The 16,285-nt window shown below is 61.7% G+C and carries 9 protein-coding genes and 1 pseudogene; 9 read left to right on the forward strand and 1 reads right to left on the reverse strand.

Translation table 11 applies throughout. The features are described 5' to 3' along the window. Window positions 1-8 precede the first annotated feature (8 nt). Complete coding sequence (locus VII69_04250; protein HEY5094314.1) at window positions 9-1,097, forward strand: glycosyltransferase family 4 protein; 1,089 nt, start codon at window positions 9-11, stop codon at window positions 1,095-1,097. 38 nt (window positions 1,098-1,135) lie between these two features. Beyond that, window positions 1,136-2,131, forward strand: a complete 996-nt coding sequence (locus VII69_04255; GenBank protein HEY5094315.1) for a sulfotransferase — start codon at window positions 1,136-1,138, stop codon at window positions 2,129-2,131. Between the two features lie 5 nt (window positions 2,132-2,136). Here VII69_04255 and VII69_04260 read toward each other — a convergent pair whose 3' ends face one another. Continuing rightward, window positions 2,137-3,018 (reverse strand): glycosyltransferase, encoded by an 882-nt coding sequence (locus VII69_04260; GenBank protein ID HEY5094316.1) that lies wholly within the window; start codon window positions 3,016-3,018, stop codon window positions 2,137-2,139. A 21-nt stretch (window positions 3,019-3,039) separates the two neighbouring features. Here VII69_04260 and VII69_04265 point away from each other — a divergent pair, with 21 nt between their 5' ends. The 7 genes and pseudogenes from VII69_04265 to VII69_04295 form a co-directional block, all read left to right on the forward strand. Further along, entirely contained in the window at window positions 3,040-4,245 is a 1,206-nt protein-coding gene (locus VII69_04265; GenBank protein HEY5094317.1) for a glycosyltransferase family 4 protein, read from the forward strand. Window positions 4,246-4,725: 480 nt separating this feature from the next. Next, window positions 4,726-8,508 (forward strand): DNA-directed RNA polymerase subunit beta, encoded by a 3,783-nt coding sequence (gene rpoB / locus VII69_04270; protein HEY5094318.1) that lies wholly within the window; start codon window positions 4,726-4,728, stop codon window positions 8,506-8,508. 18 nt (window positions 8,509-8,526) lie between these two features. After that, window positions 8,527-11,961 (forward strand): annotated as a pseudogene (rpoC, locus tag VII69_04275) (DNA-directed RNA polymerase subunit beta'). Window positions 11,962-12,380: 419 nt separating this feature from the next. Next, window positions 12,381-13,820, forward strand: coding sequence for a PQQ-binding-like beta-propeller repeat protein (locus VII69_04280; GenBank protein HEY5094319.1), 1,440 nt, complete (start codon window positions 12,381-12,383; stop codon window positions 13,818-13,820). A gap of 213 nt (window positions 13,821-14,033) precedes the next feature. Then, window positions 14,034-14,948, forward strand: coding sequence for a DUF305 domain-containing protein (locus VII69_04285; protein HEY5094320.1), 915 nt, complete (start codon window positions 14,034-14,036; stop codon window positions 14,946-14,948). A gap of 254 nt (window positions 14,949-15,202) precedes the next feature. Next, window positions 15,203-15,865 (forward strand): hypothetical protein, encoded by a 663-nt coding sequence (locus VII69_04290; GenBank protein ID HEY5094321.1) that lies wholly within the window; start codon window positions 15,203-15,205, stop codon window positions 15,863-15,865. Window positions 15,866-16,038: 173 nt separating this feature from the next. Beyond that, window positions 16,039-16,285: VOC family protein (locus tag VII69_04295; GenBank protein ID HEY5094322.1), on the forward strand; the 247-nt coding region annotated here is incomplete at its 3' end.

The following is a 16,285-nucleotide window of genomic DNA, read 5'->3' on the forward strand; positions in this document are numbered from 1 at the left end:
CGCTCGCCGTGAATCAGCTCCGGATTCTGTTCGTCCTGCGGCCCGACGCGAGCGCGCGTCACGGCGGCGATGTGCTCCAGGCGGCGAACACGGCGGCCGGATTGCGCCAGCTCGGCGTCGATGTCGGCGTCGTGGAGTCGAAGACGCCCGATGCGCGCGGCTACGATATGGTCCACATTTTCGGCATGTTCGAGCCCGAGATCTGCGCCGCCCAATTCGACGCGTGCCGGCGCGCGGATGTGCCGATCGGCTTGTCGCCGATCTGGATCAGCAGGCGCGAATTCTTCTATCGCGCTCCGGCCTGCGAACGGGTCATTCAAAAGGCGCGTCGGGCGATTGACGCAGAGCGGCGCTTGAAAGAATTCGCGGCGCTCGATGCCGCGCGCTTTGCAGACCGGCGAACGCGCATCCGCCAGGATCGAGCCGAGACTCTGCAAGCCGGCTTGTTGCGCGCCGCGAGCATGCTGTTCCCGATGAGCGCGTTTGAAGCGCAAGAATATTCGGTGCGCCTGCACGTCAGGAACGTGCCGTTCGCGGTCGTGCCGAACGCCGTCGATCACGCGCTCGCGCAGCCTTGGGCGCAAAGCCGCAAGGGATTGCTTTGCGCCGCACGGATCGAATCCATGAAGAACCAAGCGATCACAGCGTTGGCGCTGCGCGATATGCCCGAGCAGCTGACCTTCGTCGGCGAAGCGTACGACCCGGGCTATCTTTCCGCCGTCCGGCGTTTTTCGGGATCTGCGACCACGATTCTCGACAAAGTCTCACCGTCGGAAGTCTATGCGATGTTCGCAAAGGCGAAGGTCCACGTCATGCCTTCGTGGGGTGAAGTCGCCTCGATCGTGAACCTCGAAGCCGCAGCGTGCGGAATGCAGATCGTTGCCGGCGACCGCGGCAGCGAGATGGAGTACCTCGGCGATGCCGCCGAATATGCGGACCCTGCCGATCCCGACTCCATCGCAAAGGCGGTGAATGCTGCGCTCAAGCGAGCGCCCCGCGAACAAGGTGACGCGCTCGACAAACGCGTTCGCCGTCTGACGTGGAGCCGCACCGCCGCGCTCACGCTGCAGGGATATCAGCGCGCGCTGCAACGCTGACGGCGGATTCCCGTCAGCCTGGACAGAATGAGCGGCGCATGAACCCCGTCGTCCGAAATATCCTCACCAAGCACTTCATCGATAGCAACGGCGATCCGAATGCCGCCGTGCTGCTTGCGTGCAGCGGACGCTCGGGCTCGACATGGGTCTCGCGCGTCATCAACTATCGCAACGATTTTCGGATGATGTTCGAACCGTTCCGCGAAGATCTCATCCCTGAGTGCATCGCATTCAGATTGAACCAATACATCCGGCCCAACGACCGGTCGCCGGAGTTCTTGCAGCCGGCGAAAGTCGTGTTGGCGGGCCGCGTCCGCCACGATTGGATCGACAGGTATAACCGGCGTTTCTTCTGTCAGCGCCGGCTCGTCAAAGATATCCGCGTCAATCTGTTCCTCAAATGGCTGTGCGTCAATTTTCCGCACATTCCGGTCGTGATGCTGATGCGGCACCCATGTGCGGTGGCGCTTTCACGCATGGCACTATCGTGGGACATGGATTTGCAGGCGCGATTCTTGTCGCAGCCCGCGCTCGTCGAAGACTACCTCGCGCCCTTCGCGGGCGAAATGGCCCGGGCGGGCACGGAGTGGGAGCGCCAGATCTTCGCGTGGTGCGTGGAGAACTACGTTCCTCTGGCGCAATGCGTTCCAAACGATGTCCACTTGACGTTCTATGAAGACTTTTGCCGGGCGCCGGAGGCAGAACTGGGCAAGTTCGCCGGATTTTTGCGCGTGCGTTTCGATGACCACGTGCGCAAAGAGATCGCGACCCCTTCGCAGACGGTGCGCACAAATCTGGACGGACAAGGCTACAGTTCGATCGTGAGCGGCGATGACGTCGTCGGCGGATGGCGGCGGGAGGTCAGCCCGCAGCAGATCAAACGAGCGGTCGAGATCGTCCGGATGTTCGGCCTCGACAGGATTTACGGCGAAGAGCCGATGCCTCTGCCCGATGCGAAAGAACGTGCCTTTATTCCGGCCGATCAGCACTCAAGCATGAACGCCGGGCTAAGGTCGAGTGCGACCGGGGAGTAGCGGGCTCACCGCCGGCGCAGATGCGATTCGAGGCGGCGCATAGCCAAAAGCCGGCCGTAGTTCATCTGGCGCAGCCACGGGCGGATGCGCCAGCCGCGTGCGGCCTTAGAGAAAAGCGCGTCGACTTCGGCAAACGTGCCGGCCCACAGCGAAGAAAGTCGCTCGATGGTAGGCAGCGCGCTTTCGGGATACGAGCCGGCGAACGGCAGCACGTCGGCGGCGATATGTCCCCACACGCCCGCAGGCGACGCGGCGCGCAATTGATCGTCGGTCGCCACAAAGCCCGATTGCCCGAGCGAATGATACAATCGACCTTTTTCCCATTCACGCCTGGGCGGGGTCACGTGGCCGTAGTGGTGCCACACGTCAGCGACGACAATGCTCTTGCAGGGTGGTACGAGCCGCTCGTGGACGGCCCCGCTCCAGCGACGGCTGGGCGATAGGCGAAAGAAGCAGAGGCGGCGCGCGATGTCGCGCCACCAGCCGAACGAGCCGACGAAGTGCCGGCTGTAGCCTTCGACCGCTTCCACGTCCGCGGGTAGCTTCGCCAACAGCGCAGCGATCGCGGTCAGTTCGTCGCCGTGGACTTCGTCGGCGTCGAAGAACAAGGCCCAGCCTTGCCTTATATCCGGTGGGGTGGCTTCGATGCAGACGTTTCGCGCCGCGGCGAAATCGCTGAACGTCGTGCGGACGACCGTCATCTTTCCTCGGGCCGCCAATGCGCAGTTCGCGAGCGTGGACGCATGCGGCCCCGGACTTTCGCCCGAGTTGTCGTTGACGACGAGATGATCGGAAACAGATTCGATGGATGAGAGCGCGGCTTCGAGATAGGGCTCGGGCTTGCTGCCGATGATGAGGTGAGCGACGATGCCGGGAAATGACGGCATAGCGCCTGAACTTGCGTGCCGATGAGAATAGTCCTGGTCGCGGATCAGTTCTCACGCGAAGGCGGCGCTGAGGCATTTGTCAACGGCTACGCCGTCGGACTACACGATCGCGGACATCACGTCGGTCTTTGTGTCTCTCACGTCGCCGCCGATGCCCCGGTTCTTCCGCCGGGAATCGGGCTGGCCGTCGTGCCGTTCGCCCGCGAGGGAGAAGCCGGCGATCCGGTTGCCGCACGAGACGTCGTCGATGCGATAAGCGAATTCTCTCCCGACGTCGTGCACGTGCACAACGCGTTCGACTGGGAAGTCTTCGATGCGCTGCGCGCGCGCTGGCCGCTCGTCTGGCATTGTCACGACTATCGGACGAATTGTCCGAACGGCGACCGGCGTCTCCCGCATTGGGGGCTGCCGTGCCGGCGCCCGATGGGCTCAGCGTGCCTCGTTCATAGCGTCGTCAGCGGCTGCGTGGCGGGGCCCCGCCCCCAAACCTGGCGCAAGCTCCGCATGCGTCAGCGACTGTTCGAGTCGGTGAAGCGCTCCGATATGATCGCAGCGCCGAGCGTGTGCGTTGCGACGATCCTCGAATCAAACGGCGTCGACCGCGAACGGATAGCCGTCGTTCCGTCGTTCACGCCATTCGCCGATCTTCCGCTCGCGCCGTCATATCCAAGCGCGCCCGCGCTGATGTTCGCGGCACGCCTTGTCGAACAAAAAGGCATCGACGACGTGCTGTGGCTCGTTCGGGACCTGCAGCAGAGCGGCGTGACGGCGCGAGTCATCATCGCCGGAGGCGGGCCGGGCTTGCCGCGCTTTCAAACGGCCGCAAAAAGCTTTCCGGCTTTGGACGTTCGGGGGATGCTGCACGCTCGCGCGCTCTCATCCGCGTACGCCGAATGTTCCGCCGTGCTGATCACGCCGAATTGGCTGGACCCGTTTCCGCTCACGGGCCTGGACGCGATGGCGCACGCCCGGCCCGTCATAGCCTACGACATCGGCGGCATCGGCGAGCTCGTGCAAAGCGGGCTCGACGGCATCATGGTCCGGTCGGGAGATCGCCGCGGCCTCGCGTCGGCGGCGAAGCTCATCCTGGCCGATCCGGCCCACGCTGCGGAGATGGGCCGCGCCGGCCGGGAGAAAGTCCGTGCGAAATATCGTCTCGGGCACAGCCTCGACGCGGCGATGCGCGTCTACGGCGAAGCGGTCAAGCTCCGAGCGGCATCTGCTTAGAGCTAGCTGCCAGGAATCGTCCGCCGGCCGAAGAAAAGGCTGAGTATCAGCGAAACGACGACTTGTCGGAATTGAACATCGACGCCGCTCTTTCAAGGTGCCATCCCGGCAACTTGACTGTATCGGGTTTTGTGTTATAATTGGAATCTATGCCAAAGTGGGACGATTGCGCCGGGCGGCGGGGTCGGCTTGAGCCACACGGCTCGCCGTAAATCCGTCGCTTAATTAAGTAGCGCGTCGTCCGCTTCGCTTTCGCGGTCCCCATACCGCAGCTGGACCCACGCGTGTCCTATGTGAGTCAACAGATCAACGAAGCGACCGGCCTTCCTTAGAGCAGGCGCTTGGCGCACGATGACTTGATGCCAACTCCCGCCCCGCGGCATGGGCGGAACCAAAAGTAAGGTGAAACCGGGAACGATGGCCACCAAAGATACAACAAAGACCCCCAAACCGAAAACTCCACGAGTCGCGAAAGTCGCGGTGCCGAAGGTGCCCAAGGCGCCGAAAGCGCCAAAACCTCCCAAACCGAAAGCTCCGCCGAAGAAAAAAGGGAGCGCGGTCGCTCGTGCGCGCGCTCGCCAGCCTCGGCCTATCGCGCGTCTCGCGCGGCTCACCGATCCGCGCGCCGCTCTCGAAGCGCTGATCGAGACCAAAGGCGTGGTCAAGACGGTCGAAAGCGCGAGCATGGACTTGCGGCCGCCCGGCCTCAAGCGCGAGCGTTTTACGTTTGCGAAAATCCCCCACACTCTCGACATCCCGGACCTCATCGAGCTCCAGAAGGACTCGTTCAACTGGTTCATCACCGAGGGTCTGCGCGACGCCTTTACGTCGATATCGCCTATCAAGGACTTCACCGGCAACCTGGTGCTCGAGTTCGGCGAGCACAGCCTCGGCGAGCCGAAATACAGCGTTGACGAATGCCGCGAGCGCGACATGACGTTCTGCGCGCCGCTGCGCGTGCGCGTCCGGCTCATCACCTCCGAGTCGGGCGAGATCAAGGGTATTCCCGATCAAGAGATCTTCATGGGCGATTTCCCGCTCATGACTGAAAAAGGCACGTTCCTCATCAACGGTGCGGAGCGCGTCATCGTCAGTCAGTTGGTCCGCTCTCCCGGCGTCTATTTCGCCGGCGACCAGGACACGAACAACCGGCCCATCTACCGCGCGACGGTCATCCCGAATCGCGGCGCATGGATTGAATTCGAGACTGACAACGGCACGAAGAACGACACGACCGAAGGCACCATCGGCGTGCGGATCGATAAGAACCGCAAGATCATGGTCACCACGTTCGTGCGCGCGTTGGATAAGAAGTACGAATCCGACGAAGCCCTCCTGGCGTTGTTCGCCGACCCAGTGACCGGCGAAGTCCCGGCCTTGATCATGAATTGCCTCGAAAAAGACAAAGACATCAAGACCCGCGAGGACGCCCTCAAGGAGCTCTACAAGAAGCTGCGGCCCGGCGAGCCCGAAAATCCGGACAACGCCGAGACGCTCTTGCGCAACACGTTCTTCGACGAGAAGCGCTACGATCTCGCCGCGGTCGGCCGCTATAAGCTCAGCCGCAAGCTCGAGCGGCAGTTCGCGAAGATGAACGTCGAAGCGCCGCAGATCGAAGACGTGAAGGACATTCACGGCAAGGTCAAATCGAAGTCCGTGCGCTGCTTGACGCGCGAGGACCTCATCGCGGTCGTCCGCCAGTTGATCGAAGTGGTCAACGGCTCGCAATCCATCGACGACATAGACCACCTCGGCAACCGCCGCATTCGTTCCGTCGGCGAACTGCTGCAGAACCAATTCCGCGTCGGCCTGCTGCGGCTCGAGCGCGTCGTGCGCGAGCGCATGACCGTGCAAGACCTGGAGACGGTCACGCCGCAGGTCCTGATCAACATCAGGCCGGTCGTCGCAGCGATCAAAGAGTTCTTCGGGTCAAGCCAGCTCTCGCAGTTCATGGACCAGACCAATTCGCTGGCCGAACTCACCCACAAACGCCGGCTTTCCGCGCTTGGCCCGGGCGGGCTCTCGCGCGAGCGGGCGGGCTTCGAAGTGCGCGACGTCCACCACAGCCACTACGGACGCATCTGTCCGATCGAGACGCCGGAAGGGCCGAACATCGGCCTCATCGGATCGCTCGCCACCTACGGCCGCGTGAACCGCTACGGCTTCATCGAGACCCCGTATCGCATCGTGCGCAAGGGCATCGTCACCGACGACATCATCTACCTCACGGCAGACGAAGAGGATCAGTTCCGCGTGGCTCAGGCCAACTCGGAGATCGATCCGAAGGGTCATCTGCTGGGCGAGCGCGTCGTGTGCCGGTATGCTGAAGAGTACATCGAAGCCACGCCGAACGACGTCCACTTGATGGACGTCTCGCCGAAGCAGATCGTGTCCGTGGCCACGGCGCTCATCCCGTTCCTCGAGCACGACGACGCGAACCGCGCGCTCATGGGTGCGAACATGCAGCGCCAGGCCGTTCCGCTGCTGCGGCCGCAATCGCCGCTGGTCGGCACCGGCATGGAGTATCGCGCCGCGAAGGATTCCGGCGGCGTGGTCGTCGCCGATGACTCGGGCAAGGTGGTCGGCGTCACCGCCGAACGCATCGAGATCGAGAACGCCAAAGGCATCGTCAAGACCTATCCATTGATCAAGTACATGCGCTCCAACGCGGGCACGTGCATCAATCAACTGCCGCTCGTCAGCAAAGGCGAGCACGTGAAGCGCGGGGCGATCATCGCCGACGGTCCGTCAAGCGACGGCGGCGAGCTGTCGCTCGGGCAGAACGTCTTGGTGGCGTTCATGCCGTGGGAAGGCTACAACTACGAAGACGCCATCCTCATCTCCGAGCGGCTCGTCAAGGACGATCGTTTCACCTCGATCCATATCGAGGAGTACGAGTGCGAAGCGCGCGACACGAAGCTCGGGCCTGAAGAGATCACCCGCGACATCCCCAACGTGGGCGAAGACGCGCTGCAGGACCTCGACGAGCAGGGCATCGTGCGCATCGGCGCAGAGGTCCGGCCGGAAGACATCCTCGTCGGCAAGGTGACGCCGAAGGGCGAGACCGAGCTCACGGCCGAGGAACGCCTGCTGCGCGCCATCTTCGGCGAGAAGTCACGCGAAGTCCGCGACACGTCGTTGAAAGTGCCGCACGGCGAAAAAGGCAAAGTCATCGACGTCAAGGTGTTCAAGCGCGAAAACGGCGACGAACTCTCGCCCGGCGTCAACGAGCTGGTTCGGGTCTACGTCGCACAGAAGCGCAAGATCTTGCAAGGCGACAAGATGGCCGGCCGCCACGGCAACAAGGGCGTCATCGCGAAAGTGCTGCCCGAAGAGGACATGCCATATCTGCCGGACGGCACGCCGATCGAAATCGTACTGAATCCGCTGGGCGTGCCAAGCCGCATGAACATCGGGCAGATCATGGAGACCCACCTGGGTTGGGCCGCCAAACTGCTCGGGTATCACATCGCCACGCCGGTGTTCGACGGCGCGCGCGAGTCCGACATCCGCGAGTGGCTGGAGCGCGCGAATCTCGCGCCCACCGGCAAGACCAAACTCTACGACGGGCGCAACGGCGAATCGTTCGACCGCGAAGTGACCGTTGGCTACATATACATGCTCAAGCTCGCGCACCTCGTGGATGATAAGATCCACGCGCGCTCGACCGGCCCATACTCGATGATCACGCAGCAGCCGCTGGGCGGCAAAGCGCAATTCGGCGGACAGCGATTCGGCGAGATGGAGGTCTGGGCGCTCGAAGCGTACGGCGCCGCCTACACGCTGCAAGAGCTGCTCACCGTGAAGTCCGACGACGTCGTCGGACGCGTCAAGACGTATGAAGCCATCGTCAAAGGCGAGAATGTGCTGGAGCCCGGCGTGCCCGAATCGTTCAAGGTGCTCATCAAAGAGCTCCAGGCACTCGCGCTCGACGTCAAAGTCTTGACGGCCACGCGCGAAGAGATCGAGATCCGGCTCACTGACGAAGATCTCAGCGAGAAGGCGAGCGAGATCGGCCTGCTGATGGGCGACGAAGATCCTAAGCTGGTCGCTCCCGCGCCCACCACGGCCGCGTCGCGACCGCGCAAAACAGGTCCGGACGGAGATGCAGAAGAGGCCGAATCGATCGGCGTCAGCGCGGCGACGGCCGTGATGGATCCCGATGCGGACGACGAAGACGACGACGCCGAGACCGGCGACGACTCAACCCTAGAGATCCTCGGCGATGGGGACCTCGGTTCGATTGAAGATGTGGAGCCGTAAGCGTAATTCATGGCAACGATGTTAGACGTCAACAATTTCGACGCGATGCGCATCGGGCTGGCAAGCCCGGAGCAGATCCGTGCGTGGTCTTTCGGCGAAGTGAAAAAGCCGGAGACCATCAACTACCGCACGCTCAAACCCGAGCGCGACGGACTTTTCTGCGAGAAGATCTTCGGTCCGACTAAGGACTGGGAATGCCATTGCGGCAAGTACAAGCGGATCCGCTTCAAAGGCATGATCTGCGACCGCTGCGGCGTTGAGATCACGCGCGCGAAAGTGCGCCGCGAACGCATGGGGCATATCGAGCTCGCCACGCCGGTCTCGCACATCTGGTATTTCAAAGGCGTGCCGTCGCGCATCGGCATTCTACTCGACATGTCGCCGCGCCAGCTCGAGAAGGTCATCTACTTCGCGGCGTACATCGTCATCGATCCGGGGGGCACGCCGCTCGAGCCGCGCGAGATCCTCACCGAGCAGAAATACCGCGAATACCGCGACAAGTACGGCAGCGCGTTCAAAGCCGGCATGGGGGCCGAATCCGTGCGCGAGCTGCTGCGCGAACTGAACCTGCGCAAGCTGCAGGCGGAGATGCGCGGCGAGTTCGAGGGCACAAGCGGTCAGAAGCGCATCAAGGCCGTGAAACGCCTTGAGGTAGTAGAAGCATTCCTCAATTCCGGCAACAAGCCGGACTGGATGATCATGTCGTGCGTGCCGGTCATACCGCCGGAATTGCGTCCGATGGTGCAGTTGGACGGCGGCCGGTTCGCCACGTCCGACTTGAACGATCTCTACCGGCGCGTCATCAACCGCAACAACCGGTTGAAGCGGCTGCTCGAATTGTCTGCGCCCGAGATCATCATCAAGAACGAAAAGCGCATGCTGCAAGAAGCGGTCGACGCGCTGATCGACAACGGACGCCGTGGCCGCCCGGTCACCGGGCCCAACAACCGTCCGCTAAAATCGCTTTCCGATATCCTCAAGGGTAAGCAGGGCCGCTTCCGGCAGAACCTGCTCGGCAAACGCGTGGATTATTCCGGGCGCTCGGTCATCGTGGTCGGCCCCAATCTTCGCCTGCATCAATGCGGCCTGCCGAAAGAGATGGCGCTCGAGCTCTTCAAGCCGTTCGTGATGAAGAAGCTCGTCGACCGCGGTCAGGCGCACAACATCAAGAGCGCGAAGCGCATGGTGGAACGCGTCCGGCCGGAAGTCTGGGACGTGCTCGATGAAGTCATCAAAGACCATCCGGTCTTACTGAACCGCGCCCCAACGCTGCACAGGCTCGGCATCCAAGCATTCGAGCCCGTGTTGGTCGAAGGCAAGGCGATTCAGATCCATCCGTTGGTCTGCACGCCTTACAACGCCGATTTCGACGGCGATCAAATGGCCGTACACTTGCCGCTTTCCGCAGGCGCGCAAGCGGAGGCGCGCATCCTCATGCTCTCCGCCAACAACATCCTGCAGCCGTCATTCGGCAACCCGGTGTCCATACCGTCGCAAGACATGGTGCTCGGACTGTACTACCTGACCATCGATCACACGATGGCGGGCACCGAGCCCAGCCGGTTGGACGAGGCGGGCAATCCCGTGCCGCGCTCGTTCTTCTCTGAAAAAGAAGCCGAGATCGCGTACGACTGCAAGGCCATCAACTTGCACGAGCCGATCCGCGTCCGGCGTCAAGGCGACAGCATCGAGACCACGATGGGCCGGCTCATCTTCAACATGGCGCTGCCGGAGCACTGGCACCATCCGTACGTCAACTACACCATCGACAAGAAGGGCTTGACGAAGTTCATCGCAGCTTGCTACCGCAAGTACGGCAACGCGGAGACGGCGGGCTTCCTCGATTCGATTAAGACGTTGGGCTTCCGGTTCGCGACGATCTCGGGCACCACGGTCTCTATCGCCGACATCGTGATTCCGGCGAAGAAATACGAGCTCATCGCAAAGGCCGACAAAGCCGTGGACCAAGTCAACGAGCTCTACCGGACGGGACTTTTTTCGGACGACGAGCAGTACACGAAGACCATCGACATCTGGACGAAGACCGGCGAAGAGGTCACGCAAGCGCTGCTGGCCGGACAGAACCGGCTCAATCCCATCTTGATGATGGCGACGTCGGGCGCGCGTGGTTCCATCGCGCAGGTGAAGCAGATCGCCGGTATGCGCGGCCTCATGGCCGACCCGTCTGGCCGTATCTTGAGCATTCCCATCAAGGCCAACCTCAAAGAAGGCTTGACGGTGCTCGAATACTTCATCTCCACGCACGGCGCGCGCAAAGGTCTCGCCGACACCGCGCTGCGGACGGCGGACTCGGGCTATCTCACGCGCCGTCTGGTCGACGTCGCGCAAGATGTCATCGTGCGCGAAGAGGATTGCAAGTCGGTGCGCGGCATCACCGTACGCGATATCGCATCCGGCAAAGAGATCATCGAAGGGCTGTTCAACCGCATCAACGGACGTTTCGCGATCGACGACATTCCGGATCCGGCGCACCCGGGCAAGTTCCTCGTGCGTTCCGGAGTTGAGATCGACGACGACACCGCGCAAGCGATCGTCGATGCCGGCGTAAAGGATGTCAAGATCCGATCGGTGCTCACGTGCGATGCCATCGTCGGCGTGTGTGCTGTCTGCTACGGTCGCAACCTCGCCACCGGCGGCAAGGTGGACATCGGTGAAGCGGTCGGCATCATCGCGGCTCAATCCATCGGCGAACCGGGCACGCAGCTCACGCTGCGCACGTTCCACACCGGCGGCGTCGCGTCCGAGGACATCATCACGGGTCTGCCGCGCGTCGAGGAACTCTTCGAAGCGCGCAAGCCGAAGGGCCAGGCCATCATCACCGAAGAGACCGGCTCCATCCACATCCAAGAAGAAAAGGGCATGAAGGAAGTGGTGGTCACCGACGATCAGGGTGAAGAGCACATCTACGAGATTCCGTTCAACGTGCATCTCATGGTCCACGACGGCGACAAAGTCGTGGCCGGCGATTCGCTCATCGACGGCTCGGTGAGTCCGCACGACATCTTGCGCCTCAAGGGCGAGACCGCGCTGCAGAATTACCTCGTGCAAGAAGTGCAGAAGGTCTACAAGAGCCAGGGCGTCGACATCAACGACAAGCACATCGAAGTCATCGTGCGCAGCATGCTGCGCAAGAAGAAGGTCACCGAAAGCGGCGGCACGCGTCTGCTTCCGGGTCAGATGCTCGATGCCGACAAGTTCCACCACATAAACGAACAACATGTCGCCGAAGGCAAGGCGCCGGCCAAGGCCGACACCGTGTTGCTCGGCGTGACCAAAGCGTCGCTCGCCACCGAGTCGTTCTTGTCGGCAGCTTCGTTCCAAGAGACCACGCGCGTGCTGACGCAAGCCGCCATCGAAGGCAAGTACGATCCGTTGCTGGGCCTGAAGGAAAACGTGATCATCGGCAAGCTGATCCCGGCGGGAACCGGCATGCCGATCTATCGTGGGGTCGACGTCTGGGGCAAAGGCGTGCCGCGCCATCGCGAAGTCGACATCTTCGCGGAGCTCGACGCCGAGTTCGGCGGCGGTGCGACCGACGGCGATTTGGCCGGCGTCGGAGCGATGCCGGGCAGTGACGCCGGTCCGGCCGTGCCGGATCCGCTCAGCGAGATGGACTCGTAAGGGCGACTCCGTGGGGCCAACTCTCTCTGTGGGGCCGACCTTTATGGTCGGCCTCATTTTTTGGTCCATCTTATTGCTGTAGGGCCAACCTTCTCTGTGGGGCCGACCTTCATGATCGGCCTGACCGATGATAAACATCGGTCCCACATTACGCGCGACAGGACGAAAACACCAGCGTTGTCAAAATCGTCCGGCAGTCCGTTGCAACTCTCGCCTGCGAGGTGCATATCGTGAACTGGATTCGAGCAACAACCGCCATCACCACAATCGTATCCGGAATCATCGCAGGCGTCGCGCCGACCCAGCCGGCGCTGGCCGATTGGCCCGTGTTCGATCGCGACCCGGCCCGAAGCGGATTTGCCGCAGGCGACACTGCGATCTCTCTTGCAAATGTCCGGCACTTGCACCGTCGATGGGTCGCAACGTACGACGCCACGGCGGATGGAGCACCGATTCTCATCGCAAACGTGCCGCTTTCGGCGAACAGCACGTCGCCCGTGTTATACCAAGAGACTCGCCTGGGAACGACATATGCTGTGAACGCCTACAGCGGCGAGATCGTTTGGAAGCGCACGACACAGGGAGTGAACATCACCTCATCGATGCCCGCTGCGGACCCATCGGGGCAGTGGATCTACGCACCGGGTGTCGATGCCCACGTGCGTAAGTACGCTGCGGCAACCGGCAAGGAATTTCGCGGCAACGGATTTCCTTTGCGCATCACGTGGTCTCCGGAGATTGAAAAAGACGCGTCCGCGTTGAACGTGGCCAACGGCTACTTGTATGCCGAGACATCGGGCTACTTTGGAGACGCCGGGCAGTACGACGGTCACGTCGTCACCCTGGGCTTGCAGAGCGGACATGTGCACGTGGTCAACGCGCTATGCAACGACATCCATCATCTGATCCGGACTCCCGGCGAATGTGCTCAGACAAAAGCCGGCATCTGGGCGCGCGGAGGCGCGGTCGTCGATCCCGATCCGTCGATGGCCGGCCGCATATACGTCTCCACCGGCAATGGCGACTTCAACGCAAATCAGGGTGGACATGATTATGGCGATTCGGTGCTCGCGATCAGTGCGAACGGATCGACCCTCGTGGACACGTTTACGCCGACCAATTACCAGCAACTGGAGAACGGCGACGTCGATCTCAGCAGCTCGGCGCCGGTGATGCTTCCGAAGCAGCCGGCGAGCAACACGCCGCTCATGGCCGTTCAGGGCGGAAAAGACGGCCTGCTCAAACTTCTCAATCGCAAGCATTTGGGCGGCGTGGGCGGCGAACTTCAGGATTACAACTTGAACGAGGGCATATTCACGGCCCCGGCCGTTTGGACCGACCGAGACGGAACGACGTGGCTATTTGTCGGAAGCGCTTCCGCGGTCACGGCATTGCAGCTGGTCACCGTCAACGGCAGAAGCACGCTGCAACACGTGTGGACTGCGCAGGTCGGCGGCACTTCGCCGGTGGTCGCCAACGGAATCGTCTTCGCGGCGACGAGCGGCGCGGTGAACGCCTTCAACGCGCGCACTGGACACGAAGTGTGGTCGAGTTCGCAGCAATCCGCAGGCGGAAGCATCGGAAACGTCCACTGGGAGAGTCCGATCGTCGTAAGAGGTTGGCTCTACATGTCGGACGAGAACGGCAACGTGACGGCGTATAGCCTCTAGCAAGATCGGTCGATCCTATATAGGTTTGCTCTTGGCGCGCCGGCGTATATCGGATAGTAACCAACAAGGATGTAATACTCATGCTCAGCCAAGCGTGCGTTTGTGAATAACCCGACGGACTAGTCCTCGTCGCGGCGCAAACGCAGGCTTCAACGCGCGGCGCCCGCAATCGGTGGTCACACCGTCGAGCTCGCGGCTCAACAGGAGATCATCATGAGTCATCTTCTAAAGCTCTGTGGCCGGTCTGTCGGGATGAGCGCATTCGCGATCTTCGTATTCACGGCACCGGTTCTGGCGCACCCGACGATCGATGTTGCGGCGTCGAACTGGAAGTTCACGCCCGCGACCATCACGGTGAATGCCGGCGAACCTACGACGTTGCGGCTGATATCGACATCCGGCACGCACGGCATCGCGTCCGATGACCTCGGAATCTCGAGCACGATGATCCAACCGGGCAAATTTGTCGAGGTGTCGTTCACGCCGAAAACATCGGGCACATTTGCGGTGCACTGCAGCGTGTTTTGCGGCGCCGGTCATCCCAACATGGTGTTGACGGTCGTCGTGACGGGCGCCGCCGCCATGCCCACCACCGCGCCGGCGGCCGCCACGCCTGCGCCTACCCCGATGCCCAGGGCATCTCCAACTGCAAAGCCGACGCCCAAGCCGATGATCGACGATCGTCATTTCATTATCATGTTGGTCGCGCACGACCGCATGGGCGTCCAACTCGCCCAACTGGCGGTGAAGTTCTCGAAGCGTCACGATCTCCGGGTGCTTGAGACGACGGTCGGCGCGAAGGATACGAGCGCGATTGCGCTTCTAGGGCGCTGGTACAAGACGTGGTACGGGTCGAGCGTGCCGGCGATGGCGATGATGACCGATCACGCGCAAATGCCCAGGATGGACATGTCGCCGAGCTACCTCACGGACGCACCGGACTTCGATCGTGCGTTTCTAGCCGTCGCGATTCACCACAGCGCGACGGGCGCCGCGATGTCCGCCATCGCGATGGATGGATTCACGCACAATGAATTGCGCACGTTCGCGCGATCCACCGCGTCAGGGCAGCTGGCGCTCGCATCTCAGCTTTGGCGATTGTACGATTCATCGTATCCCGCTAAATAACGGCAGAAGGGCCACGACGATGCTCGCATTCGTCGAGCCCACTATCCGCAACGGTGCGTCGGATGACAACTCGATGGATTGGACCACGGTGTTGTCGCGCGTGGCGTGAAAATAGCGTGACTACTGCGCCGGCCGCGACGCCGGCGAACTCGATGGGGCGCAAGGTTGGGTCCGGCGTTGCCGGCGGTTGGGCGGTCGGCCGAATTGGGTGGACCGCTTATGGGTCAAAGTAGTGTGATATACTTGGCTGAACCGTGCTCAGCAAAGTCGGTCGATTGTTGGGGAACAATGTCATGCTTCCATATTTTGCTCTAACGATTGCCATTAGTGGAGAGATTCTCGTCTTATCGGTTTTGCTCGGCGCCGCCCCCTCTCCGATTCCATCGGCGTCCGGTCAGCCCGAAGTGGTCGGAGCACCCGAAGGTACCGCAACTATTTTCGTTCCCAAAGATACGATTATCGTCGTCACGACGCTCGAAGGGCTATCTTCCTACGCCGCTCACACTGGCGAAAAAATCCAATATGTAGTCACACAAGACGTCGTCGTCGCTGGGTACGTAGTCGCAAAGGCTGGCGATGCAGCGGAGGGGCTGGTTCTGGAAAGTCAAGCGGGTGAAAGCGATAGCGGTTTTGGCTTTGGGTACAAGGCCGCAAATCTGCGAGTAAGCGTCGACTCCGTTTTCAATTTCTGCGGCGACACGATCGCCATGACATTTGACCGTACGGAGTACCGTCGACGCCAAGGGCTCTTCGATTCCAATAAGGACGTTCAGGTGATCAAGGGACAAAAGTACGGATCACTTGTTAGCCGTCCACAGAAGATCTGCGGCGTGCCAACAACTGAGACCCCCGCGCCAATACCAGCGGACACAATTCCGAGCGCGACAGTTACCGCTGCGCCGAGTCCGGGAGCCTGACCCTTCGTCTTAGTAGAAGCGATAGCTACTTAGGATGGGCCCGTGTTAGATCCGTATGAAGAATATCAAACATCGACATGATCCGGAACGTCCCGGGGTCCTCACAGAAGGGTGCGGATGCCGGCGGTTGAATTTTCCGCGTCCCTCATAAGTTCAAGAAAAGGATCGAGCGCATGTATATTTCGGTAGTGACGCTGACCGTCGACGACATCGACCGCGCAGTCGACTTCTACACGAATAAGCTAGGGTGGGAAAAGACCATGGACGTGCCGATGGGCGAACGCCGCTGGGTGACAGTGGCACCATCGGGATCGCAGACGGCTTTCACGCTGACAAAGGATGCGCCGGAATCGCGGCCTCAAAAGACCGGCGGCTTCAGCGGCGTCATTCTCGAAGTCGACGACGTCTTCCAATCGTACG

It is taken from the genome of Candidatus Eremiobacteraceae bacterium (assembly GCA_036511855.1).
GTDB lineage: Bacteria > Vulcanimicrobiota > Vulcanimicrobiia > Eremiobacterales > Eremiobacteraceae > JABCYQ01.